This window comes from Streptomyces sp. NPDC091371, assembly GCF_040684275.1.
Lineage (GTDB): Bacteria > Actinomycetota > Actinomycetes > Streptomycetales > Streptomycetaceae > Streptomyces.
Genome location: NZ_JBFBFP010000001.1, coordinates 403,558 through 429,495 on the forward strand (window position 1 = coordinate 403,558; position 25,938 = coordinate 429,495).

Genomic DNA, 25,938 nt, shown 5'->3' on the forward strand with positions numbered 1-25,938 from the left:
CCCCCGGCGGTGCAACGCCGGGGGCCGCTGTTCGGGTCCCGTTCCTCTACCGAAGGAGCAAGACCCATGAAGTCCATCGCCGCACTTCAGAACGTCGTTACCCCGTGGTCGGACGGCCTGGAGCCGACCGACGCGGAACTGGCGGCCGTCGAGTCCGAGATGCCCGTGGTCCTGGCGGAGGTCGAGTTGCTGGACGCGCTGATCGCGCTGCTGGACCGGACCGCCTCCGAGTTCGACGCCCGCCGGATCCGACGAGCCCACAACAGGGTCCTGGCGGCCCGGCGGGACCTGGCCAACCGCACCGCCGGCACGGCAGTGTCGGGGGACGCGGCATGAGCAAGCAGATCTTCGGAGCACAGCTGTCGTTGCGCTGCTGCGGTACCACCCAGCCGGAAGCGACGCCCGGGCCGTGCTGGCAGGTGTATGTGGCCATGTCCGGTCTGGTCAGCGAGTGGCCCACCTACACGTGGCCGACGTCTGCCGAGATCCCGACCATCCACCAGCGGCTCAGGGCCCTGAGGGAACTCGGATTCACGCTCGTCCAGGACGCCGAGTGGGAGTGGACGGAGAGCATCGGGCCGGACTACCACCCACACCCCGTGCGGGTCCTCCTGCTCGGCACGGTCAAGGTCCGACCGATGGCCGGGGGCGGAGCATGAACGCCAAGGCCAAGGTGCTGCTCGTGCTCGCCCTGGTCGCCGTGGTCGCCGTGGCGTTCCGGGTCTCCTGGAACGCGTTGCGGGACGTCGCGAAGGCGATCGGCGCGGATGGGACGGCGGCGACGCTGTACCCGTTCGTGGTCGATGGCCTGATGGCCCTCGCCCTCGTCGCGACGCTCGTCCTGACCGGCGATGCCCGCAGGTTCGCACTGCGGGTCCTGGCCGCGTACACAGCCGCGTCTCTGGTCCTGAACTACGTCCATGGCCTCGTCCCGTCGCTGCACTCGGCGTCGGTCGACTGGATGCGGCTGGCCCAGTGGGACCCCGCGAACTACGCCCTCGTACTCCTGGCCACGTCGCTGCCGGTCGGCTCGATCTACTTCGGATCCGACCTCGTGGCGAAGGTGCTCCACCACCAGCCGATGCCTCAGGGTGCGGGGCCGGACGGGGAGCGTGCGGACCGGCCCGCACACTTCCCGCACACCCCTGGTACGGCCGAGATCAACCGCCCGCACACCGCCGTCCCCGAAACCCCGCACGCCATGGTGCGGGAGACGTTGCCGCAGCTCACCAGCCGTGCGGGCAGCGTGTTCGCTGAGGATCCGCACACCCCGCACACCTTCTCCGCACCGGCCGCGTCCCTGGACGAGGAAGCCGAGCGGCAGGACGTGTACGAGGAGGCGGAGCTGGAGCGGATGCGGCAGGAAGCACGCCGCACGTACGGCGAGTCCGTACAGGCCGCACGCCCCCTCTCGGCCCGTGCGCTGGGCGAGGCCTTTGGCATGAGCGAATCGTGGGGCCGCAAGCAGATCCTCGCCGCCCGCGACGACAACGACCGTCCCCACCTGTCCGCCGTACCGGCCAGGACCGGCGCATGAGCACCCTCCCCGTCTACACCTGGCGGCTCGCCCCGGACGGGTTGGCCACCCGCCGCCAGCTCCGCGCCGCCGGCCTCCGCCCCGGCGGACAAGACGTCGTCGCCCAGGTGGAGCGGCCCCGCTATCGGCGCGGCCCGCTGGTCGCCTTCCTCTACCGGATAGAGCTCGCGCTGCCGGTCCGCCCCATGACCCCGGCCAAGGCTGCGGCTCTGGCGAAGGCGAACACGGCCCGCCGGACCTGCCCCGAATGCCGCCGCGATGCCGGGTACGTGATCCCGTCCTCGCTCGGCATGTGCGTGCCCTGCGCCTACCCCGAAGAACAGTGCGCCGCCTGAACAACTCAGCAGGGCCCGGCCGTCCACCTCCTACAGCGTCGGCCGGGCCCTCTTCTCCCGTGAAGGAGCACGTTCAGCATGACCGAGACCATCACCGAACCGCAGGCTCCCCCCGAAGAATCCACCCCCGCTCCCGCCTCGCCCATCGACACTGAGAGCAGCACCGCCAAGCAGGTCGACCACACGCCGGGCGGTCTTCCGGTGGTCCCGCTCTCCCTGACCGGGGCGAACACCACGGCCAGCCTTCTGGCCACGGCCGCTCTGGCCGGGGGGCCGGTTGCCGCCGCTGTGGTGATGACCGGGGCTGTTGCTCTGGGTGCGGTGGCCTCCCGCAGGCGCGGTAAGTCCGCGAAGGGTAAGTCCTCGGCCGCGTCGAAGTCGGCGTCGGCCGGGGTCCGGGCCGGCGGGGGCCGTGGCCTCTTGGGGCGGGTCCCCACGCAGCCGCGGCCTGGATCCCGTGCTGGTGGTGCCGCAGGGTCCCGCAAGTCGGCTGGGCAGTCCCGGCACCGGGCGGGCAGTTCTGCAGGAGTCGGCCGCTCGGGTTCACACACGGCCAAGGGCCGTACCTCGTCGCCGCGGCAGCGTGCTGTGCAGGCGGCCGGCCGTCTGGCCGGGGGCCGCGCGGGGCAGGTGCGTGAACTGCGCGCCGCCACCCGCGCCCAGTCCCCGACCCGCAGTGCCTCGCGTACCGGGACGGTGCAGGCGCGGCGGCAGGTTGCCGACAACCGGCGGGCCGCCAAATCCGCCGAACGCGCCTCCTCCTCCGCCTCCAAGCCCCGTGGTCTGGCCGCGCGGACGCTCGCGAAGGGCTTGGGCAAGGCCGCGGCCGTCCGCGACAAGGCGGTAGCGGGGGCGCGTACGGTGCGGGACCGCAGCGCGGGCCGTGCGGTCGCCTCCGGCCGGGACGGCATCCGGCAGGCCGCGCACCGCAAGAGGGTCGAGCACCTCAAGGCCCCCGCCCGCAAGGCAGCCCGGAAGGCACTGCGGCGGTCCGCCGCCCGCTTCCACGCCCGCCGGGCTCTTGCCGGAGCCCTGGGTGCGGCGGCTGGCGTGCTCGGGATGGTCACCACTCCCCTGGGGCGGAAGCTGCGGATGCCGTCGCTGATGCACCCCGGCCGCCGCCTCTACCGCGCCCTTGTGAACCGGGCCCGGGCGGCCCGCGAGGCCCGGGACACCGCGATCCGCGACCGGTTGGAGCAGGACGAGCAGGCCGCCGAGCAGCAGGCGGTGGCCGAGCAGAACGACGACGAGCAGCACATCGGCGACCGCGTCGAGCGGCCCGCCGGACACGTCCCGGCACCTCCCACCACCCGCGAAGGAGCAGTCCACGTGAGCACCGTTTCCGGTTTCCGGTTCGAGGAGTACGCGGCGGAGATGGAGCAGGCCGCCCAGTCCTACGACCCCGACGGCGCCATGGAGATCCTCGCCATGATCGAGGGACTCCCGCAGGCCCTGGCCTCGGTCGCCAACGTCATGCAGATCCTCGGCGAGCGCTCCGACAGTGAGTTCCCGCTGGAGAAGGCCGTCGCCGAGACCTTCCGCGACTGCTTCGGCGCCGTCATGGCCGCCGTCTCGGTCGCCGAGGAGATGGGCCCGATCTTCCGCCAGCAGCACGAGCAGGACATCGCCCGCCACGAGGACCCCCGCAACGGCCACGACGCTGAGAAGGGCTGGAACGTCTGAGATGAGCGCCCACACCCTCAAGCACGACGGGGTGGCGCTGGACTGGGCCGCCGGTCACGGACCCGTGACCGGCGCCCTGTCCGCGGCCACCGGAGCCTTCGCCGTCGCCACCGTCGGCACCCTCGCCCACATGCCGCCCACCTGGGCCCTCGCCATCGGCACCGCCGGCGCGATCGGCCACACCGCCACCGGACTGCGCCAGAAACTCGCCGGGCGCACCATCGGCGCCCGCGCCGCCTCCTGGCTCCTGGGCTCCGGCTGGACCACATGGGCCCTCGCCACCGGCCCCCTGACCTGGACCGCCCTCGGCTCCCTCGCCACCATCGGCGTCGCCATCGGCGCGTCCGCCCGTGCCACCGGCCTCTACGAGGAGGCTCGTGAGCTGGAGGCGATCGAGGTCGCCGAGCGGCAGATCGCCCGGGAACTGTCCGCAGGACGCAGGGAGATCGCCGCCGAGTGGGTCGACCGCATCGAGCGGGTCTGCCACCTCACCATCCGCGTCCTCGCGGTCGAGACGTGGCCGACCGGCGCGGGATTCACCATCGACGCCGAACTCCCCGCGGGCGGTGTCACCTACGAGAAGATCGCCTCCGAGGCTGCGCGCCTGTCCGCCGATGCGCGTCTGCCGCATGGCTGCACCGCCACTGCGAGCAAGGGCATCCATCAGGGCCGCGTGCTCATCGACGTGACCACGGTCAACGTCCTGGAACAGGAGATGCCCTACCCGAGCAATTACGGGCCGCTCTCGATCCTGACCGGAATCCCCTGGGGCATCCGCACCAACGGCGACGAGGTGCCGGTGTTCCTGCGCGAGCAGTGCGCGCTTGTCGTCGGTCCCACCGGATCCGGCAAGACCAACATGGTCCACACGATCCTCGCCGGATTCGCCCGTGCCACCGACGTCGTCACCTGGGTCATCGACCTGAACGCCGGGTCCGCCGGCCTGCCCTGGATCCGCGTCGATCACGCTGAGGGCACGGCGATGCGGCCGGGTATCGACTGGCTCGCCGCCACCCATGATGAGGCCCTGCTCATGCTGGACACGGCGATCCGGATCGCCAAGCACCGCAAGATGGCCTACCAGGACCTCATGTCCCAGGCGAACACTGACCTCCTCCCGGTCAGTGCGCAGATCCCGCAGATCGAGATCGTCATCGACGAGGGCGCCGAGATCCTCGCCTCCTCCGACCGAGACCACCGGATCCTCGCCCGGAAGATCCTCGAAGTCATCCGCATCGCCCGCGCCATGGCCATCCGCACCGTCCTGACCGCGCTCGGCGCCACCGGTGCCGTCCTCGGTGACCTGATGATCCGCCGCGAAGCCAAAGTCCGCGTCGCGCTCACTGGCGGCGAGACCGAGGGTATGGACCTGAACAAGCAGTTCCCCGGCACCCGGGGCCTGAAAGTCGACCAAGCCCCCTACAAGGGCTCCGGGTTCCTCGGCACCCCCGAAACCGGGGTGGCCCTGTTCAAGTCGTGGCGGATCAAGCCCGACCAGATCCGAGACATCGTCACCGCCACCTCCGACCGACACCCGCGCCTCGACAGCATCTCCGCCAGGGCCGCGGGCCCCGACTACGCCCGCCGCTGGGACACGGCCCGCACCGCCTGGATCAAGAGCCGCCACACCGACCCCTCGGTCGGCCCCCAGGCCGCGGGCGGCACCCCGGCAGGTGGGGGCCTGAACCTGACGGCACTCCGTGAAACTCCTCCGCAGACGGCCGCAGCGGCACCGGGCGATGTGGTGCCCGATGGGGTGGATGCCGAGTTCGAGCGGCTCATCGCCGCCGAGTTCACCACCGGCCCGCAGCCCGAGAGTCCGCCCCCGGCTCCCGAGGAACCGAAGGGGGAAGCGACGGGGCTGAACCTGGGCGCGCTCCGCGACGCCGGACCGGGATGGCTGCCCGATGCGATCACCGCGATCCATGCCGCTGGAGCCGAGGGCATGAAGCCCGCGGCTGTCGCCGACCTCGTCGGCAAGGACCGCAAGACCGTCCGTGCTGCCCTGCGGGCCGCGGCCGGCCGGGGCGAGCTGGTCTACCGGGACAACGGCCCGCACTCGGTCTACGTCCACCCCGACCACGCCTGAAACGGTCACCGAAAGCTACTGGGTAGTGGGTAGTGGGGCACGCCCCACTACCCACTAGAACACCCCAGTAGAGCCCTCACAGTCCCTCAACGGCCCGTTTCTACTGGGTACCCCACTACCCACTACCCAGTAGCCACACCCCACTACAACCACGCAGAGCGACCACCCACCACGGGCGGCCCCGTGGTGGTGGGGCCGCCCGCACCGTGTCCAGGAGCCTGCAATGCCCTATGAGCACACGACCGCGAGCACCACCCCGCCCGCCCGCTACGGCGACCCCGTCCTCTACCCCACAGCCGTCCAGCACCCCGTGATGCTGCCCGCCGAACTCCCCCCGGGAGTCGAGATGGTCACCCTCCCCGGCGGCATCCGCACCCTCGCCTACACCCACACCACGCCCCCGGCCGTGCCCGTCGCGGTGCAGCCGATCCCGGCGTGGGCCAAGACGACCGCGCTCCTCGCCCCCACCGTCGGCGGCGGGGTCGCCGCAGCCGGATTCGGGATCTCCTACGCCGCCCCGGGACTGATCGCCATGACCGAAGCCCTCTGGGCCGCCATCGCCCTCATCGCCGCCGGCGTCATCGCCCCCGCCCTCCTACGGACCACCCGCCGGACCGGACGAGGCACCGCGCCGGTCCAGCACATCACCCAGAACATCAGCGCGTCCGGCATGTTCGGCCGCGCCTCCGGCACCCTCAACAACCGCTGAAAGGACCTGGCATGGACCGAAAGCCCTTGGTCGAGCACGTCGCCGACGCGCTCGCCCGCCTCACCGGCAAGACCACCGTCCGCTGCCCGCACTCCGGATGCAGCGTCCGCATCCGCTACCGCGCCGCCACCCCCGCCGCAGCCAAGCGGCTGACCGACCTGGCCACCGACCACACCCGCCACTGAAACGACGAGGGCGGCCCGCTCTCGCCAAAGCCCGGGCCGCCTTCTTCCAGCACCTACTGGAGGTATTTAGCATGACCCACCCGACCCCGATCCGGCGAGACGGCCGCCCCCGTCTCCTAGACGCCTACTCCTGCCAGGGCGGCGCCGGCATGGGCTACCACCGTGCCGGATTCGAGGTGACCGGCGTCGACAAGGACACCCAGCCCCGCTACCCGTTCGGCTTCGACCAGGCCGAGGCGGTCACCTTCATCCGCACCTTCGGTACGGGCTTCGACTTCATCCACGCCTCGCCGCCCTGCCAGCACGACACCGATTGCCAGCGCATCCAGAACAACACCCACCCCGACCTGATCGGCCCTACCCGCGATGCCCTCGACTCCACAGGTCGGCCGTGGGTCATGGAGAACGTCCGCGGCGCAGCCCACAAGCTCCATCGGCCGGTGATGCTCTGCGGGGCCATGTTCGGGCTGAAGACGTACCGGCACCGCTACTTTGAGACCGGCGGCGGTTTCACCCTCCCCCAGCTCCCACACCCCGCGCACACCGCCCCGCAGGCCAAGATGGGCCGCCCGATCCCAGACGGCTGGTACGGGCAGTTCGTCGGGAACTTCTCCGGCGTTGCCCTGGCCCGCCAGGTCATGGACGTGCCCTGGATGAACCGCGACGGCATCCGCGAGTGCATCCCTCCGGCCTACGCACAGTGGATCGGCGCCCAAGCCCTCGCCCAGCTGGGTGCCCTGGCGGTGGCCGCATGATCCGCGCCACAGGACATCTGCGGACCGCGCTCTGGCTCGCCGAACTCGGCCTGCCCGTCCTGCCCCTGCGCGCGAGCAAGCTCCCCATGGGGAACTGCCACGCCTGCACCAGCAGCAAAGGCGCAGGGCCCTGCCGGTGCGGGGACCGCCCGAACATGAAGTTCGCCGGGCCCTGCCAGTGCCCCGCCCCCTGCCACGCCTGGGCCGCCGCCACCACCAACCCAGACGTCCTCACTTCTGCGGCGTGGGCCCGCGCCTGGCGGGAGGCCGGAGGGGTCGCCTACCACCCCGGCGGCGCCCGCCTCACGGTCGTGGACCTCGACAACGCCGAAGCCGTCGCCTGGGCCCGCCACGCCCTCTCCGCGACCAAGACCGTGGCGACCACCCGGGGTGAGCACTGGATCTACCGGGGCGCCATGCAGTCCGCCAACGGGGTCCGGCCCGGCGTGGACATCAAGTCCCTGATGTCCTACGCCCGCTGGATCAGCACCGGGACCGGCACCATGACCGTCCTGCCCGACACCGTCCGCGCCCTGGTCGTCAGGGAAGAATCCACCCGCCTCCGGCGGGGGGAGGTGGACTCTTCACCCCCGGCCCGCGCCACCTGGGACCGATCCGTCGCCACCGGCTGCCGCCACACCGACACCTTCATCCGCACCGGACTGGAACGCGGCCTCGCGAGGATCACCGCCTGCCGCGACGAAGGCGCCGGATCCAAGGCCTACGGCGTCGCCCGCTTCCTCGCCAACCAGCACACCGCCTGCCCCGGCCCCTGCGGTCTGGAGATCCTCGCCCGGCACATCATCGACGCGGCCGTGTCCGTGGACGTCCCCGAGGCGTACGCCGAGCGGGCCGTCACCAACGGATTCGGCGCTGCGCTGGTGAGGGCATTGTGACCGCCCGCCCCGGCCCCGCCGAACCGGCACCCGCCACCCACAGCGGTGGTGCGCCGAAGGTCGTCGCCGAAGGCGTCCTTTCATGTCTTCTCCCTGACCCGCATGCCGACGCCGGGCGCCAGCCCGTGGCCTGGCTCCACATCGCCGCTCCGCCCTCGTACGGCGCCAGTCCGAGCGCCCGCTCCTGGTGTTCCTGCGGCCGGGACCTCTTCGCCGCCGGACGCGCCCGCGCCCTGGCGTTGATCGCCGACCACGAAGAACACCGCATTGCTTGCCCCCTCCTCGCCTCCTCTGAAGGGACTGCCGCTGATGAGCGACCCGACCACGCCCGCCGCACCGATCGACGGCGCCGCGCTGCTTGACGAGGTGGAGGCCTTCCACCGACGGTTCAACATCTTCCCCAGGGAGGCCGCATACGTCGCGGTGACGCTGTGGGACGCGCACGCGCACCTGCTCGATGCCTTCGACGCCACCCCTCGGATCGCGTTCCTCTCGCCCGAGCCCGGCTCGGGCAAGAGCCGTGCCCTGGACGTGATCGAGACGCTTGTGCCCAACTCCATGGCAGCGGTGGACGCCTCTCAGTCCGCACTGTTCCGGTCCGTCGCCGGAGTCGAAGGGGAACGGCCCACGATCCTCTTCGATGAGATCGACACCATCTTCGGCCCCAAGGCCGCAGGCGATGAGAGCCTGCGCAAGTTCCTCAACGCCGGGCACACCCGGGGCCGGAAGATGTACCGGTGCGTTGGGGACGGCGCCAACCAGACCGTGGAGGGCTTCCCCGCCTACTGCGCCATCGCCCTCGCCGGACTCGGCTCTCTCCCTGACACCGTCTTCACCCGCTCCGTCATCATCCGCATGCGCAAGAAGGCCCCCAACGAGTCCTGCGAGCCCTGGCGGGAGCGCATCCACAAGAAGCAGGGCAACGCTCTGCGCGACCGTCTCACCGCCTGGGCCGAATCCGTCCGCAAGCAGGTCACCGAGTCCTGGCCCACGATGCCCGATGGGATCACCGACCGGCCGGCCGACGTTTGGGAGCCCCTCCTCTCCGTTGCCGAAGCCGCGGGCGGGGATTGGCCCGAGCGGGCCCGCGCCGCCTGCCTGGAGCTGGTCGCCGCCGCGAAGGAGAACGATGCCTCCTCGCTCGGTATCCGGCTCCTGACGGACTTGAGGGACCAGGTCTTCCGCGGGGAGGAGAGGATGCCGACCGCGGCCATCCTCGAATGCCTCGTCCGCATGGACGACGCCCCCTGGGCCGATATGGACGGCAAGCCTCTTAGCTCCCGGATGCTGTCGCAGATGCTCGGCCAGTACGTGACCTCTGCCAACAAGCCCATCAAGCCCCGTGGGATCCGAGTCGGCTCTGCCACCCCCAAGGGCTACTACGCCGAAGACCTGGCCGACGCCTGGGCCCGCTACTGCCCCCCGCACCCCCAGAAGTCCGCAACATCCGCCACGTCCGCCACACCGCAGGTCAGCGGGGGTGAATCTGTGGCGGATACCGCCACAGTCATCCGCCACACGCCCGCACAAACCGCCACACCGCTCTACCCGGTCGCCGGATAGCAGGCCCCGCGCCTAGGTGCCGCCACGCCCCGCGTGTGGCGCCACCTATCCGCCACAAAACCGCGATCCGCCACAAACGCAAGCCGCTGACCAGCAGTGTTGCGGCGTGGCGGCTGTGGCGTATCCCCAGAGCGAGAAGGGATGACCTTTGACTGCAAGTACAGGCGCGCTGCCGCACCTCTATTACCCGGCGGACATCGGAAAGGCGCTCGGCATGTCCGAGTGGTGGGTGAAAGAGCAGGCTCGCAAGCGCCGGATCCCGTTCACGAAGCCTGGCCGGGCCTACCGCTTCACGGGCGAGCAGTTCGCAGAGATCCTCCGTCTCTTCGAAGCCCGACCGGCCAACAGCGCTGCGGCACAGCCGATCAGGAGTGTTCAACCGGCCGAGCCGCCCCGCGCCGTGCCCCGGCCCGTAAGGCAGACATCGGTGCCTCTCAGGCTCCGAGCCCGGCCCCCGCGCCGGAGCGTCCTTCAAGACCAGCAGCGCGACGCCGCCTGACAACTGCCCCGCCCGGCCTGCCCGGGCGGGGCTCGCACCTGTAGAGAGAGAACCTTGGGATTTGCAGAGAACCGCGGGGACTACTGGCGCGGTCGGTACAAGGCTGCCCCCGGCAAATACCCCGCCGTGACCGACGACAACGGCAAGACCATCCGCTTCCGGACGAAGCGCGCCGCCGAGAAGGCGGCGGCAGTTGAGGAGGAGAAGGCCCTCGCCGCCAGTCAAGCGGCACCCGCGCCACAGATCGAGCGCATCACGTTCGGCGAGTACGCGAGCAGGTGGTACGGCGAGCAAGACCTTGCCGCTTCGACCATGCAGAACTACCGGCGCCACGTCGAGGAGCACCTGCTCCCCGAGTTCGAGGACGCCATCGTCGACGAGATCACCAAGGGGGAGATCGACGCCTGGGAGCGCGGCGAGCGGGCCCGCGGCTACGCAGCCAGCAGCATCAAGACCTGGCGCGGCACCCTGCACCTGATCCTTGCCGACGCCGTCGACGAGGGACTCCGCGATGCCAACCCGGCCACCCGTCGCCGCGGCCGGGGTAAGCGCGCCGGCCGCTCTCGGAATCGTGGTCCCGAGAAGGTGGTGACGTCGGCTCTCGGCGTGCTGCTGATCGCAGAGCGGGCCGCTCTGCTGTCAGGCCGGGACGACGAGTTCGTTGCCGTCGTGCTCAAGGGCTACACCGGGATGCGATGGGGCGAGATCGTCGGCCTGGAGACGAAGTTCATCCGACCAGCCTCCGTGCGCGTCGAGTCGCAGCTCTACGAACTGGACTCCGGCGAGATGCACCGATGCCCGCCCAAGGACGACTCGTACCGGACGCTCGACGCGCCGGACTGGCTGGCCGGTCTGCTGGCCGGGCAGGTCGCGCGGGCGGGAGAGAAGCCGTGCGCGTGCCACGGGCTGCGGTACCTGTTCAGCGGGCACTCTGCCGCCAACGGAGCGGCCAGCCGCCCCGGCGCCAAGCTGGCCGACGTGGCGCGCGTCGCCGGAGTCTCCACCGGCACGGTCTCGAACGTGCTCAACCGCCCTGCCGCGGTCGCCGAGGCAACGCGGGCCGCAGTCGAGAAGGCCATGGCCGACCTCGGGTTCATCCGGTTCTGGTCGTCGAGTGAGAACGCGGCGCACTGGCGGCGGAACGGCTTCGCCACTTGGTTGTTCCAGCCGGCAGCGACAGGGTGGTATCCGAAGAAGTCACCGCAGGAAGCCCGTCCGGTGCCGCTCCGGGCGGAACCCTGGCCGGGTGTCCCTGCTCGCGGCCGGGGTGCCGCGGCCCGCGCCGAGGCTTCGTGGGTGCCGATCGCGCGGGGGCTTACGCCGCATGGGCTGCGGCACAGCCACAAGACGATGATGGACGAGCTGCGGACGCCGCCGAAGTTGAAGGACGAGCGGATGGGTCACGAGGACGGTTCGGTCCAGGCCCGGTACTCCCACATCACCCCGGAGATGCGACGCGAGCTTCTCGCCGGTCTGACCGGCATGTGGGAGGAGTCCCTCGACGCGCGCCGGCGGATGGCTCCGGGGTCGCCCGTGACCGTCCTCGACGCGCTGCTGCGGGGCCGCTCGTAGGAGTGAGCCGGGAGACGTTTCGGCGGAGATTTCTCCCAGGTTTCTCCCGAGAGGGTGGGGAGAAACAAGCAGAGCCGGTGTCTTTTGCAAGACACCGGCTCTGACCTGGTACTTCTCTGTCGGGGTGGCGGGATTTGAACCCACGACCTCTTCGTCCCGAACGAAGCGCGCTGCCAAGCTGCGCTACACCCCGATCGCCGCCTTGCAGCAGATGCTGTCCTGGCGACATCGATTACTTTAGCGGACCCGCGGCCGGAGACGAAATCCGGTTTTCGCGGGCCGGTCGCGGGGCCAGCGGGGACGCCGGGCGGTAGCGGTCCGCCGCGACCAGGGCGAGGCCGAGGGCGTAGAAGAGGATGCCCAGGACCAGCGCGTTCAGGGCCACGCGGCCGTAGCCGTACTGGGCGACGTCGATGAAGGGGTACGTGTACCGGGCCTTCGCGCCGGGGGACAGCAGGGCGCCGCGGACCAGGGCGAAGGCGATGTACACCAGCGGGTACGCCAGCCAGTGGAGGGCGTGGCGCGGGCGCAGGGTGCCCGGGGCGGTGAGGAGGAGGAAGTCCAGGACGGCGCCTATCGGGGTGACCGTGTGCAGGAGCTGGTTGGCGACGGCCTTGGCGCCGGTGAGCTTGTTCAAGTCCTCCAGCACGTTGAAGGGGCTCGACGGGTTCGCCAGGACCAGGTGGAAGACCAGACCGACGATCACGATGAAGAGCAGGACCCCGCCCCGGTAGAGGGGGTCGACGTCCGGGCGGCGCTGCCAGGCGCGGGCGGCCGAGAGCGAGAAGACGACCGCGACCGCGATGTTCGTCCAGACGGTGAAGAAGCTCAGGACGACGGGGACGCTGCCGTGGGTGAGCTCGATGCCGAGCCCCACCACGGCCGCGGCGGCGATGAGGGCGCGGAAGGCCGCCTGGGCTGCGTACGTCGGTGAGGTCATCGCATCAACGTACCGGGGGGAGGGGCGCGGAACCCTTAAGCCTTCGGGGTGAGCGTCAGGAGTGTCGCCTCCGGCGGGCAGGCGAAGCGGACCGGCGTGTACCGGTTGGTACCGCAGCCCGCCGAGACGTGCAGGTACGAGCGCTGCCCGGCCGCCTCGTAGGTGGACAGCCCCTTCACCCGCTTGGTGTCGAGATCGCAGTTGGTGACGAGCGCCCCGTAGAAGGGGATGCACAGCTGCCCGCCGTGTGTGTGGCCGGCGAGGATCAGCGGGTAGCGGTCCGCGGTGAAGGCTTCGAGGACGCGCAGGTACGGGGCGTGCACCACGGCGATCGAGAAGTCCGCGTCCGATTCCGGTCCGCCCGCGACCCGCTCGTAGCGGTCCCGCTTGATGTGCGGGTCGTCGAGGCCGGTGAAGGCCAGCTCCAGGCCGTCCAGCTTCAACCGCGCCCGGGTGTTGGTGAGGTTCAGCCAGCCCGCCGCGTCGAAGGCGTCCCGCATGTCCTCCCACGGGTTGTGGACGGCGCCGACGACCGGCTTGTTGCCGTTCAGCCCGTGCCGGCCCTGGGCCTTCTCGATCAGGTAGCGCCCGGGGTTGCGCAGCCGGGGCCCGTAGTAGTCGTTCGACCCGAAGACGTACACGCCGGGGAAGGACATCAGCGGGCCCAGGGCGTCGAGCACCTCGGGGACGCCCTCGGTGTCGGACAGGTTGTCACCGGTGTTCACGACGAAGTCCGGGCGCAGCCCGGCCAGCGACTGCAGCCAGGCGCGCTTCTTGCGCTGGCCGCGGACCATGTGGATGTCGGAGACCTGCAGTATGCGCAGCGGGCGCATGCCTTGGGGCAGGACGGGGGCCGTCACCCGGCGCAGGCGGAACGACCGCGCCTCGAAACCGGCGGCATAGGCCACACCCGCGGCCCCCACCGCAGCGATTCCGGCAGCCGCCTTCAGGGGTACTCCGTAACGCGCACGCATGGACCCATCGTCGCAGACCCGGAAAACGGGTGGGCGCCACCGCCCCCGCACCTGGCAGACTCAGGTGCATGACCACGCTCAAGGCCAAGCTCCAGGAAGACCTCACGACCGCCATCAGGGAGCGGAACGAGCTGCACTCGTCCACCCTGCGACTGACCCTCTCCGCCATCACCAACCAGGAGGTCGCGGGCAAGGAAGCCCGTGTGCTCTCCGACGAGGAAGTCCTCAAGGTGATCGCCAAGGAGGCGAAGAAGCGCCGTGAGGCCGCCGATGCCTTCGAGAAGGGCGGCCGTGCCGAGCAGGCCGCGCGGGAGACCGCGGAGGGCGAGTTCCTCGACACGTACCTGCCCAAGCAGCTCGGCAACGCCGAGCTCGACGCGATCGTGGCGCAGGCCGTCGAGGAGGCCAGGGCCGCGGGCGCCGAGGGGCCGCGCGCGATGGGTGCCGTCATGAAGATCGTGAACCCGAAGGTCGCCGGCCTGGCCGAGGGCGGGCGGGTCGCCGCCGCCGTGAAGAAGCACCTCTCCTGACGCCGGAGACACGAACGACCGAGGGCCCCCAGCCGAATCCGGCCGGGGGCCCTCGTCGTTCGCGTGCCGCTACTCGGTCTCGCGACCGCCGATGATGCCGCCCGGGCCGAGCGTGATCCCGGGGAACGGCGTCTGCGTGTCGCCGTCGCCGCCCGTGGTGCCGCCGGTGGCCCCGACGGTCGTCGTGCCGCCGGGCCGCCCGCCGGGCTTGTTGTCGCCGCCCGGCTTGCCGGGCCTGTTCGGGCTCGTGGTGGGCTTGTTGCCGCGGGCGCCGCCCGACGGAAGCGCCGGCTCAGCGATGCTGACCGTGGTGAAGCCGGGTGCCTCGCGTCCGGACAGCGCGCCGCTGACGGCGTCCTTCCAGATCGGGCCGGGCAGGCCGCCGCCGAAGACCTTGGGGTAGTACGTGCCGCCGATCTCGATGCCTTCCATCGTGATCTTCTTCGCGCCGCCCGAACCGACCCACACCGCACCCGAGATGTTCGGGGTGTAGCCCACGAACCAGGCGTTCTGGCGGGCGTCCGTCGTACCGGTCTTGCCCGCGCTGTCGCGGTCGCTGAGGCCGGCCCGCTCACCGGTACCGGAGTCGACCACCCCGCGCAGCAGGGTGTTGATCGTGTCGGCGGTCTCCGTCGCCATCGCCCGGTCGCACTTGCTCTTCGGCACCGCCAGCGCCTTGCCATGGGCGTCGGTGATCGACTCTATGGCGATCGGGGTGCAGTAGACGCCCCGGTTGGCGAAGGTCGCGTACGCGTTGGCCATCGTGAGCGGGGAGAGTTCGGCGGAGCCGAGTGCGATCGAGGGGCCCTCGGGCAGCTTCGAGCCGTCGGCCGGGACCACGCCGAGCTTCTGCGTCATCTCCGTCACCGGGCAGAGGCCGATCTCGGAGATCATCTCGACGAAGTAGGTGTTGATCGACTTCTCCATCGCCGTCTTCAGGGCGTAGGGGCCGACCTCGTCCTCGGTCTCGTTCTTCGCCGTCTCCCGCTTGGACGGCGGGTTGATGTACGACGTGCCGTCGCAGCGGCTGATCGGGCTCGGGTAGTCCATCTTGTTCGGCGCCGCGTACACCTTCGTGGCGGGCAGTCCGCGCTCCAGCGCGGCGGCCGCGATGAACGGCTTGAAGGTGGAGCCGACCTGGAAGCCGAAGTTCGAGCCGCCCATCCGCTTGTCCACGGAGAAGTTGATCTGCGTCTCGTTCTTCCCGAAGCCGTACGGCTTGGACTGACCCATCGCCAGCACCCGGCCGGTGCCCGGCTGGACCATGGTCACGGCCGTCGCGACCGAGTCCTCCTGGTAGACGTGGTCCTTGATCGACTCGTTCGCCGCGTCCTGCGCCTGCGGGTCCAGTGTCGTCCGTACGGTCAGACCGCCCTGGTTCCAGACCTTCGCCCGCTCCTCGCGCGTCTTGCCGAACACCGGGTCGGTGAGGAAGGAGTTGCGCACGTAGTCGCAGAAGAACCCGGCGCCCTTGACCGCGGTGATGCAGCCGTTCTTGGGCCTCGTCACCTTCAGCACGACCGGCTTCGCCTTGGCCGCGTCCGCCTCCGCCTGGGAGACGTCCTTGATGTCGGCCATGCGCTGGAGCACGACGTTGCGGCGCTTCGTGGCCTCCTGCACGTCGTTCACCGGGTCGTACCGGCTCGGCGACTGCACGACGCCCGCCAGCAGCGCGGCCTCTTCCAGGGCCAGGTCCTTGGCCGGCTTGCTGAAGTAGCGCTGGGCGGCGGATTCGATTCCGTACGCCTGCTGGCCGAAGTACGTGATGTTGAGGTAGTTCTCGAGGATCTTCTTCTTCCCGAGCTCCTCCTCGACCTGGATGGAGTACTTCAGCTCGCGGATCTTGCGCCCGAGGCTCTTCTCCTGGGCCTCTCGCACCTTCGTCTCGTCGTCACCGGCCTCTTCGACGAAGACGTTCTTCACGTACTGCTGGGTGAGCGTCGAGGCGCCCTGTGCCGCGCCGCCTTCCTGCGCGTTGCGGTTCACCGCGCGCAGGATGCCCTTGAGGTCGATCGCGCCGTGCTCGTAGAAACGCGAGTCCTCGATGGCGACGATCGCCTTCTGCATGTACGGGGAGATCGCGGTCAGGGGGACGACCTGCCGGTCGCGCGAATAGACCGTGGCGATCAAGCCACCCTCGGCATCGAGAATCGTGGTCCGCTGGCTCAGCGGCGGAGTCTTGAGATTGGCCGGGATCTCATCGAATCCCTCGACCGTGCCCTTGGCCGCGAGCCCCAGGGCACCCGCCGCCGGAATCGCCATGCCGGCCAGCACAACTCCGGAGAGAACGGACACACCGAGGAACTTGGCGGCCTGCTGGCTCCCCGTGAGCCCGCCGCCCGAGCGCTTCTTTCCCATGGAGGGCAGCCTACGTTCTGATTCGCCGGACACACGCGAATGCCTTGGCCTAAGCTGTCCCCAACTGTCACAGCAGTCGGGTGTCACATCAACCCCTCGGCTTGATTTTCACCCTTCCCGAATGGGGTGGACTCATGTCCGAATCCCACCTGCTGCGTTGAGCGCACTCCGCCGATTCCACCCGAATCGCCGGAATGGTCGGGCATGTCGTCCGATCACTCCGTCGGGTGATCTGCCGCTTACCCATAGTCCGTTCGGACCATTCAAGATTGGGCCCGTCGGGGGTGTTGCACTGTGCCCGCCTTCCGTAACGTCCTCAACTGGCAGCGGTGAATATGCCGCTACCGCCGTGGGGGAGCCTCGATTCGGGAGAGGACGGCGCCGGGATGGGCTGGGTTACCGACTGGAGTGCGCAGGCAGCCTGCCGCACTACCGATCCGGATGAACTGTTCGTTCAAGGAGCGGCACAGAACAGGGCCAAGGCGGTGTGCACCGGATGTCCGGTGCGGACCGAGTGCCTGGCCGATGCGCTCGACAATCGCGTCGAATTCGGCGTGTGGGGCGGAATGACCGAGCGGGAACGACGCGCGCTGCTGCGCCGGCGTCCCACCGTCACCTCGTGGCGACGGCTGCTCGAAACCGCCCGCACGGAGTACGAGCGCAGCACGGGCATCCTCACCATGGATGCCGACACGGAGATCGACGTTCCGTACGAGACGTACGCGGCAGCCGGGTAGACCACGCGGCCGCCACGACGTACGAACGCCTACGCTCCGGCCGGAACCCCGGCCGCGAGTCGCTCTCCGATGGCCCGCAGCCCGGCGAGGTCGTGCACATCGCCGGGCAGGGCGGCCACTTCGGCCACCGCCACTTCGGGGTGCAGTGAGGTGAAGCGGTCGCGTGTGCGCTGCTCACGCGCGATCACCTGCATCCGCTCCGCGTGCAGGCGCAGCAGTCCCGCGGTGATCCCGTCGACGACGGGGGAGCTGTCGGATGGGTTGTCGCTGTCGCTGTCGGGGGAGGCGTCGGAGGTGCCGTCGTCGTCGGCCGGGTCACGAAGTCCAGCTTTCCCGGACTCCTGATCGACAATGCCGGCGTCCTCAAGATTCTCCGCGGCGGCCAACGCCCGTTCGGCGGACAGCTGGTCGGCGCCACTGCCGTGCACCCGGTTCAGTACGAGACCGGCCAGCGGCATTTTCTCCGCGGCCAGCCGCTCCACGAAGTACGCCGCCTCGCGCAGGGCGTCCGGTTCGGGCGCGGCGACCACGAGGAAGGCCGTGCCGGGAGCCTGGAGCAGCCGGAAGGTGGCGTCCGCGCGGGTGCGGAAACCGCCGAACATCGTGTCCATCGCGGCCACGAAGGTCTGGACGTCCTTCAGCAGCGAGGCGCCCATCAGCTTGCTGAGCGTGCCGGTCATGATCGACATGCCGACGTTGAGGAACTTCATCCCCGCCCGGCCGCCCACCTTCGCCGGAGCCATCAGCACCCGGATGAACTTCCCGTCCAGGAAGGACCCGAGGCGCTTCGGCGCGTCGAGGAAGTCCAGCGCCGACCGGCTCGGCGGGGTGTCCACGATGATCAGGTCCCAGTCGTCCCGGGCGCGCAGCTGCCCCAGCTTCTCCATCGCCATGTACTCCTGCGTGCCCGCGAAGCCGGCCGACAGCGACTGGTAGAAGGGGTTGGCGAGGATGGCCCGGGCCCGCTCGGCGTCCGCGTGCGCCTCGACGATCTCGTCGAAGGTCCGCTTCATGTCCAGCATCATGGCGTGCAACCCGCCGCCGTCGGCGCCCACGCCGCCGACCTCGCGCGGGGTGTTGTCCAGCGAGTCGATCCCCATCGACTGCGCGAGCCGCCGCGCCGGGTCGATGGTCAGCACGACCGCCTTCCGCCCGCGCTCGGCCGCCCGTACGCCGAGCGCCGCGGCCGTCGTGGTCTTGCCGACCCCGCCCGCCCCGCAGCACACGATGATCCGGGTCCCCGGGTCGTCCAGCAGCCCGTCGACCGCCAGCAGCGGCGGAGAGTCCAGCCCCACGGTGTCCACCCCCTCGCTCATTCGCCCACCGACTGCTTGCGCAGTTCCTTGGCCAGCTCGTACAGCCCGGCCAGATCCATCCCGGCGCCGAGCAGCGGGAGTTCGTACGTCGGCACGTCCAGCTCCCCCAGCACGGCGCGCTGCTCGCGCTCCAGCTCCACCCGGCTCGCGTGCTCGGCGGCCTGCGCGAGCAGCGGCTCCACCAGGCGCTCGGCGAGCCCGCCGCGGCGCGCGCCGCCCAGCCCGGCGCGGGACAGCGCCCGCGCCACGCCGGCGCGGTGCTCCTCGGCGGCGGCCCGCAGGGTGTCCTCGTCCAGGTGGTGCGGGCGCACCATGTTGACGATGACCCGCCCGACGGGCAGCCCCGCCCCGCGCAGCTCCTCGATCCCGTCCGCGGTCTCCTGGACGGGCATCTCCTCCAGGAGGGTGACCAGGTGTACGGCCGTCTCGGGGGACTTGAGCACCTTCATGACGGCCTGCGCCTGGTTGTGGATCGGCCCGAACCGGGCCAGGCCCGCCACCTCGTCGTTGACGTTCAGGAAGCGGGTGATCCGCCCGGTCGGCGGCGCGTCCATGATCACGTGGTCGTAGACGAACCGGCCGGCCCGGTCCTTGCGCCGCACCGCCTCGCACGCCTTGCCCGTCAGCAGCACGTCGCGCAGCCCGGGGGCGATGGTCGTCGCGAAGTCGATGGCGCCGAGCTTCTTGAGCGCGCGGCCGGCCGAGCCGAGCTTGTAGAACATCTGGAGGTAGTCCAGGAGTGCCCGTTCGGCGTCGATGGCGAGCGCGAAGACCTCCCCGCTGCCACCGGGCGCGACCGCGATCTTCCGCTCCTCGTAGGGGAGCGCCTCCGTCCCGAAGAGCTGTGCGATGCCCTGCCTGCCCTCGACCTCCACCAGAAGAGTCCGCTTGCCCTCGCGTGCGAGGGCGAGCGCGAGTGCCGCGGCGACCGTGGTCTTGCCGGTGCCGCCCTTGCCGCTGACCACCTGGAGCCTGCTCACAGAGCCCGAGCCTAATTCCTTCGCCCCGGACCGCAGGCACTACCCTCGCTCCCATGACCAAGAAGTTCGAATACGCGACGGTCCCGCTGCTGGTCCACGCCACCAAGCAGATCCTGGACACCTGGGGCGAGGACGGCTGGGAGCTCGTCCAGGTCGTGCCCGGGCCGAACAACCCCGAGCAGCTCGTGGCCTACCTCAAGCGGGAGAAGGCATGAGCACCGGCGCCGTCGAAGCGAAGCTCGCCGAGCTCGGCCTGACCCTCCCCGAGGTCGTCCCGCCGCTGGCCGCCTACCAGCCGGCGGTCCGGTCGGGCGCGTACGTCTTCACCGCGGGCCAGCTCCCGATGGTCAAGGGCAGCATGGCGCTGACCGGCAAGGTCGGCGCGGAGGTCTCGGCGGAGCAGGCCAAGGAGATGGCCGCCACGTGCGCGCTGAACGCCCTGGCCGCCGTCAAGTCGGTCATCGGCGACCTCGACAAGATCGCGCGCGTCGTGAAGGTCGTCGGCTTCGTCGCCTCGGCCCCCGACTTCACGGGTCAGCCGGGCGTGCTGAACGGTGCGAGCGAGCTCCTGGGCGCGGTCCTCGGCGACAAGGGCGTGCACGCCCGCAGCGCGGTCGGCGTGGCGGTCCTCCCGCTGGACGCCCCGGTCGAGGTCGAGATCCAGGTCGAACTGACCCCCGACGCCTGACCCCCTTCGGGGACGGTTCCGTGACTGCGGCGCCGCTGCCGGGGGCTCCGCCCCCGGACCCCCGCGCCTCAAACCAGACGGACGGCAGGAGCAAGACCAGCCCCTCCGGCGTTTGAGGAGCGGGGTGCGGGGCGGAGCCCCGGATCTTTGAGCCGCGCCCGGCCCGCGGCAGGCGTCAGGCGGGCGGCCCTCGAACATCGGGCCGGATGGCCGTAGCATCCCGCCATGCCGAATGAGCAGCAGGCGCAGCCCACCCCGCCGCCCCCCGCCGGAGGCCAGTGGTACCCCCCGGAGTGGCCCGACCGCATCCGCGCGCTCGCGGACGGCTCCCTCACCCCGGTGGAACCGAAGCGCGCCGCCACCGTCATGCTGCTGCGCGACACCCCGGCCGGCCCCGCCGTGCACATGCTGCGCAGACGGGCCTCCATGGCCTTCGCCGGAGGCGCGTACGCCTATCCCGGCGGCGGGGTCGACCCCCGCGACGAGGAGCACCAGGTCGGCTGGGCCGGGCCCGGCCTGGCCGACTGGGCCGAGCGGCTCGGCACGGACGCCCGTACCGCCCAGGCCATCGTCTGCGGAGCCGTACGGGAGACCTTCGAGGAGGCCGGCGTCCTGCTCGCCGGGCAGAGCGCGGACACCGTCGTCGGGGACACCACCGGCGACGACTGGGAGGCCGACCGCGAGGCCCTCGTGGCGCGGGAGCTGTCCTTCGCGGAGTTCCTCGACCGCCGGGGCCTCAGGCTCCGCTCCGACCTGCTCGGGGCGTGGGCGCGCTGGATCACCCCGGAGTTCGAGCAGCGCCGCTACGACACGTGGTTCTTCGTCGCGGCCCTCCCCGAGGGCCAGCGCACCCGCAACGCCTCCACCGAGGCCGACCGGACCGTCTGGATCCGCCCTGCCGACGCGGCCGCCGGGTACGACAAGGGCGAGCTCCTGATGATGCCGCCCACCATCACCACCCTGCGCTCCCTGGAGCCGTACGGGAGCGCCGCGGACGCGCTCGCGGCGGCCGGCGGCAAGGACCTCACCCCGGTGCTGGCCCGGGCCGCGCTGGAGGGCGGGGAGCTGGTCCTCAGCTGGCCGGGCCACGACGAGTTCACCAAGCGCGTCAGCCTCGGCCCCGACCGCCCCGACCGCCCCGACCGCCCCGACCGCCCCGACCGCCCCGGAGGCACCGGATGACAGACGCCGCCGCACTGCCCGGACAGCCCCGCGGAGTGGTCAGCTCCGGGCCCGCGACCGCCCGCGCGGTCAACGTCCTGGCCCCCAACGCCTCCGCGATGACCCTGGACGGCACCAACACCTGGCTGCTGTCGGAGCCCGACTCCGACCTGGCCGTCGTCATCGACCCCGGCCCGCTCGACGACGTACACCTGCGCGCGGTCATCGCCGCGGCCGAGCAGGCGGGCAAGCGGATCGCCCTCACCCTGCTCACCCACGGCCACCCCGACCACGCCGAGGGCGCCGGCCGCTTCGCCGAGCTCACCGGCACCAAGGTGCGCGCCCTGGACCCGGCCCTGCGCCTCGGCGACGAGGGCCTGGCGGCCGGGGACGTGATCCGCACGGGCGGGCTCGAGCTGCGCGTGGTCCCGACCCCCGGCCACACCAGCGACTCGCTCTGCTTCCACCTGCCGGCCGACCGGGCGGTGCTGACGGGCGACACCGTCCTCGGCCGCGGCACGACCGTCGTCGCCCACCCCGACGGCCGCCTGGGCGACTACCTGGACTCCCTGCGCCGGCTGCGCTCGCTCACCGTCGACGACGGCGTGCACACCGTCCTGCCGGGCCACGGGCCCGTGCTGGAGGACGCGCAGGGCGCGGTGGAGTTCTACCTGGCGCACCGCGCGCACCGGCTCGCGCAGGTCGAGACGGCCGTGGAGAACGGCTTCGTCACCCCGGAGGCGGTCGTCCGGCAGGTCTACGCGGACGTGGACCGCTCGCTGTGGCCCGCGGCGGAGTGGTCGGTCAGGGCGCAGCTGGAATACCTCCAGGAGCACGGCCTGATCCCCGGCGGCCCCGAGCTCTAGGCTCCAGGCCTTGCCTTAGGCCGGACGGGGGGTTTTCGTGCCGTGCCGGGCCGTGTATTCGTCGGCGAGCCACGGTCCCAGGTCCTCGATGTACGCGCGCAGCACCGCCGGGTCCGCGACCGGCTCCAGTGCCACGGCGGCCGCGGCCCGCATCTGCGCCGCGCGCTGGGGGTAGTACAGGCCGAAGACCTCCGCGGATTCGGCCAGGTCGCTGGTCCAGCCGCCCCACCGGGGCATGACCAGCGTGAATCCGGTGCGGACCAGGCGCCGCGCGAAGAACCGGCTCAGCCTCCGGTACTCCTGCGGGGTGGACGCCGCCTGCGCCCTGGCGCGCCAGCCGGGCAGCAGTGCGGCCAGGTCGCCGTTGGTCTCGCGGGCGAGCAGGCCGTCGGGGCGGTAGCGCGGCAGGTGCTCGGCCAGGTCCGCGCCGAGCAGCGGGGTGCACAGGCAGGCGAGGAACCAGCCCAGGTCGAATCGTTCCGCCTCGCTCAGCAGGGTGTCCTTGCCGTAGAGCAGGAGGCCGACGCCGTCGATCTGTGCGAAGTCCTCGTCGAGCCCCTGCGTCAGCACCTCGGCGGTGTCCCGGTCCTCGGGGGAGGGCTCGTGGTGCAGGGCGAGCAGCAGGTCCAGGTCGGACCGCCCGGGCCGGGCGGTGCCCCGCGGCACGGACCCGTACAGGTAGGCGCTGTGCAGCCGGCGCCCGTACGCCTCGACGATCCGCTCCCGCGCGGCCGCGACGACCCCCCGGAACTCGTCCTGCACCCGCCCGAGCGACCCCTCGCGCTCGAAGTACCCGTACGCGTCCACACCTCTGTGCTCCATGCGTCCACTGTGCCGGTCCCCTCGCCACGGGCGATTTCAGCCGCGCCGCACCCGGAAACGCCGAAGGGGGCCCCGCCCAACCGGGCAGGACCCCCTCACACGGCCAGGACCGGCGTCAGCGGGACCGCTTCGCCAGCCGCTCCACGTCCAGCAGGATCACCGCACGCGCTTCGAGCCGCAGCCACCCGCGACCGGCGAAGTCGGCCAGCGCCTTGTTCACGGTCTCGCGCGACGCGCCGACGAGCTGCGCCAGCTCCTCCTGCGTGAGGTCGTGCACGACGTGGATGCCCTCTTCGGACTGCACGCCGAACCGGCGCGACAGGTCCAGGAGCGCCCGCGCCACACGGCCGGGAACGTCGGAGAAGACCAGGTCGGACATCTGGTCGTTGGTCTTGCGCAGGCGGCGGGCGACGGCGCGCAGCAGCGCGGTCGCGACCTCGGGCCGGGCGTTGAGCCAGGGCTGGAGGTCGCCGTGGCCGAGGCCGAGCAGCTTGACCTCGGTCAGCGCGGTGGCGGTGGCGGTGCGCGGGCCCGGGTCGAAGAGCGACAGCTCGCCGATCAGCTCGCCGGGGCCGAGGACGGCCAGCATGTTCTCGCGGCCGTCGGGGGAGGTGCGGTGCAGCTTCACCTTGCCCTCGGTCACGACATACAGCCGGTCGCCGGGGTCGCCCTCGTGGAACAGGGCGTCGCCGCGTGCGAGGGTCACCTCGCCCATGGAGGCGCGGAGCTCCGCGGCCTGCTCGTCATCGAGCGCCGCGAAGAGCGGGGCGCGCCGCAGAACGTCGTCCACGAGTCTCTCTCCTATGTCGACCAGCTCAGGGGACCGGTCCCCCATTTTGCCGGACGGCTCAAACAGTGCGATCAATCACTACCAAGGATGCCGGACGGAGGCGCGTGCTGTGCGGTGGGAGACCAATCGGGGTGGTGTTACCTGAGGTCCGGGCGGGTGTCAGCGCCCGGCCTTAGGCTGGCCGGGTGTCCAATAAGCCGGTGAGAGCACAGGCCAAGGGGTCCGCGGGAGTGATGGCGGCCCAGAATTCAGCCGTGGGCGAACAAGCCTCCGGGAAGGCGTCCGCGAAGCCCCGACCCGCCCCTCAGGGCAAAGGTTCGGCCAAAAAACCAGGGTCGCCCAAGCCGGAGTCGCGCCTGGCCATGGTGCGCAGGGCCCGCCGCATCAACCGCGAGCTGGCCGAGATCTATCCGTACGCCCATCCAGAGCTCGACTTCCGCAATCCCTTCGAGCTGCTCGTCGCGACGGTGCTGTCCGCCCAGACCACCGACCTGCGGGTGAACCAGACGACCCCGGCCCTCTTCGCCGCTTACCCGACCCCGGAGGACATGGCCGCGGCCGCTCCGGAGGACCTGGAGGAGCTCATCCGGCCGACCGGGTTCTTCCGGGCCAAGGCCAAGTCCCTGCTCGGCCTCTCACAGGCCCTGCGGGACAACTTCGGCGGGGAGGTCCCGGGCCGCATAGAAGACCTCGTGACCCTACCCGGAGTCGGCCGCAAGACGGCGAACGTGGTGCTCGGCAATGCGTTCGGCGTCCCGGGGATCACCGTCGACACCCATTTCGGCCGCCTGGTGCGCCGCTGGAAGTGGACCGAGCAGGAGGACCCGGAGAAGGTCGAGGCGGAGATCTGCGCGATCTTCCCGAAGAGCGAGTGGACGATGCTCTCGCACCGGGTCGTCTTCCACGGCCGCCGGATCTGCCACTCGCGCAAGCCTGCCTGCGGAGCCTGCCCGATCGCCCCGCTGTGCCCGGCCTACGGGGAGGGCGAAACGGACCCGGAGAAGGCGAAGAAGCTGCTCAAGTACGAGAAGGGCGGCCAGCCGGGCCAACGCCTGACCCCGCCCCCGGACTACCCGGGCCTCCCGGCCCCGGCAAGATCCAGCCCCTCCGGCGTTTGAGGAGCGGGGTCCGGGGCGGAGCCCCGGCAGCGGCGCCGCAGCCGGAGGAACGAATCGGTACCCAAACCGCGTTTGGCGGTGTGGAAGCACACGGACGGGGATGCCTATGACGCGCGGCAGCGATATGACGGACGAGACGGCACCGGCAGCCCGCGAGGGCACCAGCATCAAGGTGTCCACCACCGGCCTGCCCGCCTGGCTCTCCCCCGTCGCCGAGGCGGCCCGCTCCATCGAGGGGCCGCAGCTGAGCCGGTTCCTGCCCCCGGCGGACGGCCGCGGCCGGCAGTCGGCCGTGCTCGTGCTGTTCGGCGAGGGCCCCCGCGGCCCGGAGCTGCTGCTCATGGAGCGCGCCGGCACCCTCCGCTCGCACGCGGGCCAGCCGTCCTTCCCGGGCGGCGCCCTCGACCCGGAGGACGGCGATCCGGCCACCACCGGCCCGCTGCGCGCCGCCCTGCGCGAGGCCGAGGAGGAGACCGGCCTCGACCCGTCCGGGGTGCAGATCTTCGGGGTGCTGCCCCGGCTCTACATCCCGGTCAGCGAGTTCGTCGTGACCCCGGTGCTCGGCTGGTGGCGTACGCCCAGCCCCGTCGGCGCCGTGGACCCGGCCGAGACGGCCCGCGTCTTCACGGTTCCCGTGGCCGATCTCACGGACCCGGCGCACCGGGTCACGACCGTCCACCCGGCCGGCCATCTGGGGCCGGGCTTCACCGTCGAATCGGCTCTGGTCTGGGGGTTCACCGCCGGCGTCATCGACCGGATCCTGCACTTCGCGGGCTGGGAGCGCCCGTGGGACCGATCACGGCAGGTCCCGCTCGACTGGCGCGCATGAGACGGT

General features: G+C 71.3%; 27 protein-coding genes and 1 tRNA gene. 20 read left to right on the forward strand and 8 right to left on the reverse strand.

Going from position 1 to position 25,938, the window contains the following annotated elements:
- The first annotated feature begins 66 nt into the window (after positions 1-66).
- From AB0O21_RS02040 to AB0O21_RS02095, 12 genes are all read left to right on the forward strand, one after another.
- Positions 67-336, forward strand: coding sequence for a DUF6284 family protein (locus tag AB0O21_RS02040; protein ID WP_365165016.1), 270 nt, complete (start codon positions 67-69; stop codon positions 334-336).
- Positions 333-659, forward strand: a complete 327-nt coding sequence (locus tag AB0O21_RS02045; protein ID WP_365165018.1) for a DUF6303 family protein — start codon at positions 333-335, stop codon at positions 657-659. The genes AB0O21_RS02040 and AB0O21_RS02045 overlap by 4 nt, the downstream gene beginning before the upstream one ends.
- Positions 656-1,537, forward strand: a complete 882-nt coding sequence (locus tag AB0O21_RS02050) for a DUF2637 domain-containing protein (protein WP_365165020.1) — start codon at positions 656-658, stop codon at positions 1,535-1,537. The genes AB0O21_RS02045 and AB0O21_RS02050 overlap by 4 nt, the downstream gene beginning before the upstream one ends.
- Complete coding sequence (locus tag AB0O21_RS02055) at positions 1,534-1,872, forward strand: RRQRL motif-containing zinc-binding protein (RefSeq protein ID WP_365165022.1); 339 nt, start codon at positions 1,534-1,536, stop codon at positions 1,870-1,872. Before AB0O21_RS02050 ends, AB0O21_RS02055 begins: the two co-directional genes overlap by 4 nt.
- Before the next feature lie 78 nt (positions 1,873-1,950).
- Positions 1,951-3,555, forward strand: coding sequence for a hypothetical protein (locus tag AB0O21_RS02060; protein ID WP_365165024.1), 1,605 nt, complete (start codon positions 1,951-1,953; stop codon positions 3,553-3,555).
- A gap of 1 nt (position 3,556) precedes the next feature.
- On the forward strand, positions 3,557-5,644 hold the full coding sequence (locus tag AB0O21_RS02065; RefSeq protein WP_365165026.1) for a hypothetical protein: 2,088 nt from the start codon (positions 3,557-3,559) through the stop codon (positions 5,642-5,644).
- 223 nt (positions 5,645-5,867) lie between these two features.
- On the forward strand, positions 5,868-6,353 hold the full coding sequence (locus AB0O21_RS02070) for a hypothetical protein (RefSeq protein WP_365165028.1): 486 nt from the start codon (positions 5,868-5,870) through the stop codon (positions 6,351-6,353).
- An 11-nt stretch (positions 6,354-6,364) separates the two neighbouring features.
- Positions 6,365-6,538: a hypothetical protein gene (locus AB0O21_RS02075; protein ID WP_365165031.1), complete on the forward strand. Its 174-nt coding sequence runs from the start codon at positions 6,365-6,367 to the stop codon at positions 6,536-6,538.
- A gap of 71 nt (positions 6,539-6,609) precedes the next feature.
- Positions 6,610-7,293, forward strand: a complete 684-nt coding sequence (locus AB0O21_RS02080; protein WP_365165033.1) for an SAM-dependent methyltransferase — start codon at positions 6,610-6,612, stop codon at positions 7,291-7,293.
- Positions 7,290-8,189 (forward strand): bifunctional DNA primase/polymerase, encoded by a 900-nt coding sequence (locus tag AB0O21_RS02085; RefSeq protein ID WP_365165036.1) that lies wholly within the window; start codon positions 7,290-7,292, stop codon positions 8,187-8,189. The genes AB0O21_RS02080 and AB0O21_RS02085 overlap by 4 nt, the downstream gene beginning before the upstream one ends.
- Positions 8,190-8,498: 309 nt before the next feature.
- Positions 8,499-9,752 (forward strand): DUF3631 domain-containing protein, encoded by a 1,254-nt coding sequence (locus tag AB0O21_RS02090; protein WP_365165038.1) that lies wholly within the window; start codon positions 8,499-8,501, stop codon positions 9,750-9,752.
- 553 nt (positions 9,753-10,305) lie between these two features.
- The gene (locus tag AB0O21_RS02095; RefSeq protein ID WP_365165040.1) at positions 10,306-11,823 is read left to right on the forward strand and encodes a LacI family DNA-binding transcriptional regulator; all 1,518 of its coding nucleotides are present in this window, start codon (positions 10,306-10,308) and stop codon (positions 11,821-11,823) included.
- Between the two features lie 119 nt (positions 11,824-11,942).
- Here AB0O21_RS02095 and AB0O21_RS02100 read toward each other — a convergent pair.
- From AB0O21_RS02100 to AB0O21_RS02110, 3 genes are all read right to left on the reverse strand, one after another.
- Positions 11,943-12,016: transfer RNA gene (locus tag AB0O21_RS02100), tRNA-Pro, on the reverse strand.
- Between the two features lie 39 nt (positions 12,017-12,055).
- Positions 12,056-12,763 carry a Pr6Pr family membrane protein gene (locus tag AB0O21_RS02105; RefSeq protein ID WP_365165043.1) on the reverse strand — a complete coding sequence of 236 codons (708 nt, stop codon included), beginning with the start codon at positions 12,761-12,763 and terminating at the stop codon, positions 12,056-12,058.
- A 35-nt stretch (positions 12,764-12,798) separates the two neighbouring features.
- A complete protein-coding gene (locus AB0O21_RS02110; RefSeq protein ID WP_365165045.1) occupies positions 12,799-13,737 on the reverse strand; it encodes a metallophosphoesterase in 939 nt (312 codons plus the stop codon).
- Between the two features lie 68 nt (positions 13,738-13,805).
- Between AB0O21_RS02110 and AB0O21_RS02115 the strand changes: the two genes are divergently transcribed.
- A complete protein-coding gene (locus tag AB0O21_RS02115) occupies positions 13,806-14,267 on the forward strand; it encodes a GatB/YqeY domain-containing protein (protein WP_365165048.1) in 462 nt (153 codons plus the stop codon).
- Positions 14,268-14,336: 69 nt separating this feature from the next.
- Here the strand turns inward: AB0O21_RS02115 and AB0O21_RS02120 are convergent, their stop codons facing one another.
- The gene (locus AB0O21_RS02120) at positions 14,337-16,625 is read right to left on the reverse strand and encodes a transglycosylase domain-containing protein (RefSeq protein ID WP_365165051.1); all 2,289 of its coding nucleotides are present in this window, start codon (positions 16,623-16,625) and stop codon (positions 14,337-14,339) included.
- Between the two features lie 386 nt (positions 16,626-17,011).
- On the opposite strand from AB0O21_RS02120, the gene AB0O21_RS02125 reads away from it, so the two are divergent.
- Positions 17,012-17,362 (forward strand): WhiB family transcriptional regulator, encoded by a 351-nt coding sequence (locus AB0O21_RS02125; RefSeq protein ID WP_319722166.1) that lies wholly within the window; start codon positions 17,012-17,014, stop codon positions 17,360-17,362.
- Positions 17,363-17,391: 29 nt separating this feature from the next.
- Here AB0O21_RS02125 and AB0O21_RS02130 read toward each other — a convergent pair whose 3' ends face one another.
- Entirely contained in the window at positions 17,392-18,678 is a 1,287-nt protein-coding gene (locus AB0O21_RS02130) for an ArsA family ATPase (protein ID WP_365165053.1), read from the reverse strand.
- Entirely contained in the window at positions 18,675-19,658 is a 984-nt protein-coding gene (locus tag AB0O21_RS02135) for an ArsA-related P-loop ATPase (protein WP_365165056.1), read from the reverse strand. The genes AB0O21_RS02130 and AB0O21_RS02135 overlap by 4 nt, the downstream gene beginning before the upstream one ends.
- Positions 19,659-19,711: 53 nt before the next feature.
- Here AB0O21_RS02135 and AB0O21_RS02140 point away from each other — a divergent pair, with 53 nt between their 5' ends.
- The 4 genes from AB0O21_RS02140 to AB0O21_RS02155 all read left to right on the forward strand — a co-directional run bounded on the left by AB0O21_RS02140 (position 19,712) and on the right by AB0O21_RS02155 (position 22,373).
- Positions 19,712-19,873, forward strand: coding sequence for a DUF4177 domain-containing protein (locus AB0O21_RS02140; RefSeq protein ID WP_007264966.1), 162 nt, complete (start codon positions 19,712-19,714; stop codon positions 19,871-19,873).
- Positions 19,870-20,346 (forward strand): RidA family protein, encoded by a 477-nt coding sequence (locus tag AB0O21_RS02145; RefSeq protein ID WP_365165058.1) that lies wholly within the window; start codon positions 19,870-19,872, stop codon positions 20,344-20,346. The genes AB0O21_RS02140 and AB0O21_RS02145 overlap by 4 nt, the downstream gene beginning before the upstream one ends.
- Positions 20,347-20,571: 225 nt before the next feature.
- Positions 20,572-21,528, forward strand: a complete 957-nt coding sequence (locus tag AB0O21_RS02150) for an NUDIX hydrolase (protein ID WP_365165061.1) — start codon at positions 20,572-20,574, stop codon at positions 21,526-21,528.
- Positions 21,525-22,373, forward strand: coding sequence for an MBL fold metallo-hydrolase (locus AB0O21_RS02155; protein WP_365165063.1), 849 nt, complete (start codon positions 21,525-21,527; stop codon positions 22,371-22,373). The genes AB0O21_RS02150 and AB0O21_RS02155 overlap by 4 nt, the downstream gene beginning before the upstream one ends.
- 15 nt (positions 22,374-22,388) lie before the next feature.
- Here the strand turns inward: AB0O21_RS02155 and AB0O21_RS02160 are convergent, their stop codons facing one another.
- The gene (locus tag AB0O21_RS02160) at positions 22,389-23,195 is read right to left on the reverse strand and encodes a nucleotidyltransferase domain-containing protein (RefSeq protein WP_365165066.1); all 807 of its coding nucleotides are present in this window, start codon (positions 23,193-23,195) and stop codon (positions 22,389-22,391) included.
- A 115-nt stretch (positions 23,196-23,310) separates the two neighbouring features.
- Positions 23,311-23,985 carry a Crp/Fnr family transcriptional regulator gene (locus tag AB0O21_RS02165; protein WP_003981529.1) on the reverse strand — a complete coding sequence of 225 codons (675 nt, stop codon included), beginning with the start codon at positions 23,983-23,985 and terminating at the stop codon, positions 23,311-23,313.
- Between the two features lie 233 nt (positions 23,986-24,218).
- On the opposite strand from AB0O21_RS02165, the gene nth reads away from it, so the two are divergent.
- Positions 24,219-25,103: an endonuclease III gene (nth, locus tag AB0O21_RS02170; RefSeq protein ID WP_365165438.1), complete on the forward strand. Its 885-nt coding sequence runs from the start codon at positions 24,219-24,221 to the stop codon at positions 25,101-25,103.
- Between the two features lie 106 nt (positions 25,104-25,209).
- Positions 25,210-25,932, forward strand: a complete 723-nt coding sequence (locus AB0O21_RS02175; protein WP_365165440.1) for a CoA pyrophosphatase — start codon at positions 25,210-25,212, stop codon at positions 25,930-25,932.
- Positions 25,933-25,938: the final 6 nt, after the last annotated feature.

What these genes read in the sequence shown, in the direction of transcription:
- AB0O21_RS02175 (WP_365165440.1), top strand. Translation starts at nt 25,210, where the DNA reads ATGACGCGCGGCAGCGATATGACGGACGAGACGGCACCGGCAGCCCGC.
- AB0O21_RS02040 (WP_365165016.1), top strand. Translation starts at nt 67, where the DNA reads ATGAAGTCCATCGCCGCACTTCAGAACGTCGTTACCCCGTGGTCGGAC.
- AB0O21_RS02160 (WP_365165066.1), bottom strand. Translation starts at nt 23,195, where the DNA reads ATGGAGCACAGAGGTGTGGACGCGTACGGGTACTTCGAGCGCGAGGGG.
- AB0O21_RS02140 (WP_007264966.1), top strand. Translation starts at nt 19,712, where the DNA reads ATGACCAAGAAGTTCGAATACGCGACGGTCCCGCTGCTGGTCCACGCC.
- nth (WP_365165438.1), top strand. Translation starts at nt 24,219, where the DNA reads ATGGCGGCCCAGAATTCAGCCGTGGGCGAACAAGCCTCCGGGAAGGCG.
- AB0O21_RS02145 (WP_365165058.1), top strand. Translation starts at nt 19,870, where the DNA reads ATGAGCACCGGCGCCGTCGAAGCGAAGCTCGCCGAGCTCGGCCTGACC.
- AB0O21_RS02125 (WP_319722166.1), top strand. Translation starts at nt 17,012, where the DNA reads ATGGGCTGGGTTACCGACTGGAGTGCGCAGGCAGCCTGCCGCACTACC.
- AB0O21_RS02075 (WP_365165031.1), top strand. Translation starts at nt 6,365, where the DNA reads ATGGACCGAAAGCCCTTGGTCGAGCACGTCGCCGACGCGCTCGCCCGC.
- AB0O21_RS02115 (WP_365165048.1), top strand. Translation starts at nt 13,806, where the DNA reads ATGACCACGCTCAAGGCCAAGCTCCAGGAAGACCTCACGACCGCCATC.
- AB0O21_RS02120 (WP_365165051.1), bottom strand. Translation starts at nt 16,625, where the DNA reads ATGGGAAAGAAGCGCTCGGGCGGCGGGCTCACGGGGAGCCAGCAGGCC.
- AB0O21_RS02105 (WP_365165043.1), bottom strand. Translation starts at nt 12,763, where the DNA reads ATGACCTCACCGACGTACGCAGCCCAGGCGGCCTTCCGCGCCCTCATC.
- AB0O21_RS02130 (WP_365165053.1), bottom strand. Translation starts at nt 18,678, where the DNA reads ATGAGCGAGGGGGTGGACACCGTGGGGCTGGACTCTCCGCCGCTGCTG.
- AB0O21_RS02090 (WP_365165038.1), top strand. Translation starts at nt 8,499, where the DNA reads ATGAGCGACCCGACCACGCCCGCCGCACCGATCGACGGCGCCGCGCTG.
- AB0O21_RS02080 (WP_365165033.1), top strand. Translation starts at nt 6,610, where the DNA reads ATGACCCACCCGACCCCGATCCGGCGAGACGGCCGCCCCCGTCTCCTA.
- AB0O21_RS02050 (WP_365165020.1), top strand. Translation starts at nt 656, where the DNA reads ATGAACGCCAAGGCCAAGGTGCTGCTCGTGCTCGCCCTGGTCGCCGTG.
- AB0O21_RS02110 (WP_365165045.1), bottom strand. Translation starts at nt 13,737, where the DNA reads ATGCGTGCGCGTTACGGAGTACCCCTGAAGGCGGCTGCCGGAATCGCT.
- AB0O21_RS02060 (WP_365165024.1), top strand. Translation starts at nt 1,951, where the DNA reads ATGACCGAGACCATCACCGAACCGCAGGCTCCCCCCGAAGAATCCACC.
- AB0O21_RS02150 (WP_365165061.1), top strand. Translation starts at nt 20,572, where the DNA reads ATGCCGAATGAGCAGCAGGCGCAGCCCACCCCGCCGCCCCCCGCCGGA.
- AB0O21_RS02155 (WP_365165063.1), top strand. Translation starts at nt 21,525, where the DNA reads ATGACAGACGCCGCCGCACTGCCCGGACAGCCCCGCGGAGTGGTCAGC.
- AB0O21_RS02065 (WP_365165026.1), top strand. Translation starts at nt 3,557, where the DNA reads ATGAGCGCCCACACCCTCAAGCACGACGGGGTGGCGCTGGACTGGGCC.
- AB0O21_RS02045 (WP_365165018.1), top strand. Translation starts at nt 333, where the DNA reads ATGAGCAAGCAGATCTTCGGAGCACAGCTGTCGTTGCGCTGCTGCGGT.
- AB0O21_RS02070 (WP_365165028.1), top strand. Translation starts at nt 5,868, where the DNA reads ATGCCCTATGAGCACACGACCGCGAGCACCACCCCGCCCGCCCGCTAC.
- AB0O21_RS02085 (WP_365165036.1), top strand. Translation starts at nt 7,290, where the DNA reads ATGATCCGCGCCACAGGACATCTGCGGACCGCGCTCTGGCTCGCCGAA.
- AB0O21_RS02055 (WP_365165022.1), top strand. Translation starts at nt 1,534, where the DNA reads ATGAGCACCCTCCCCGTCTACACCTGGCGGCTCGCCCCGGACGGGTTG.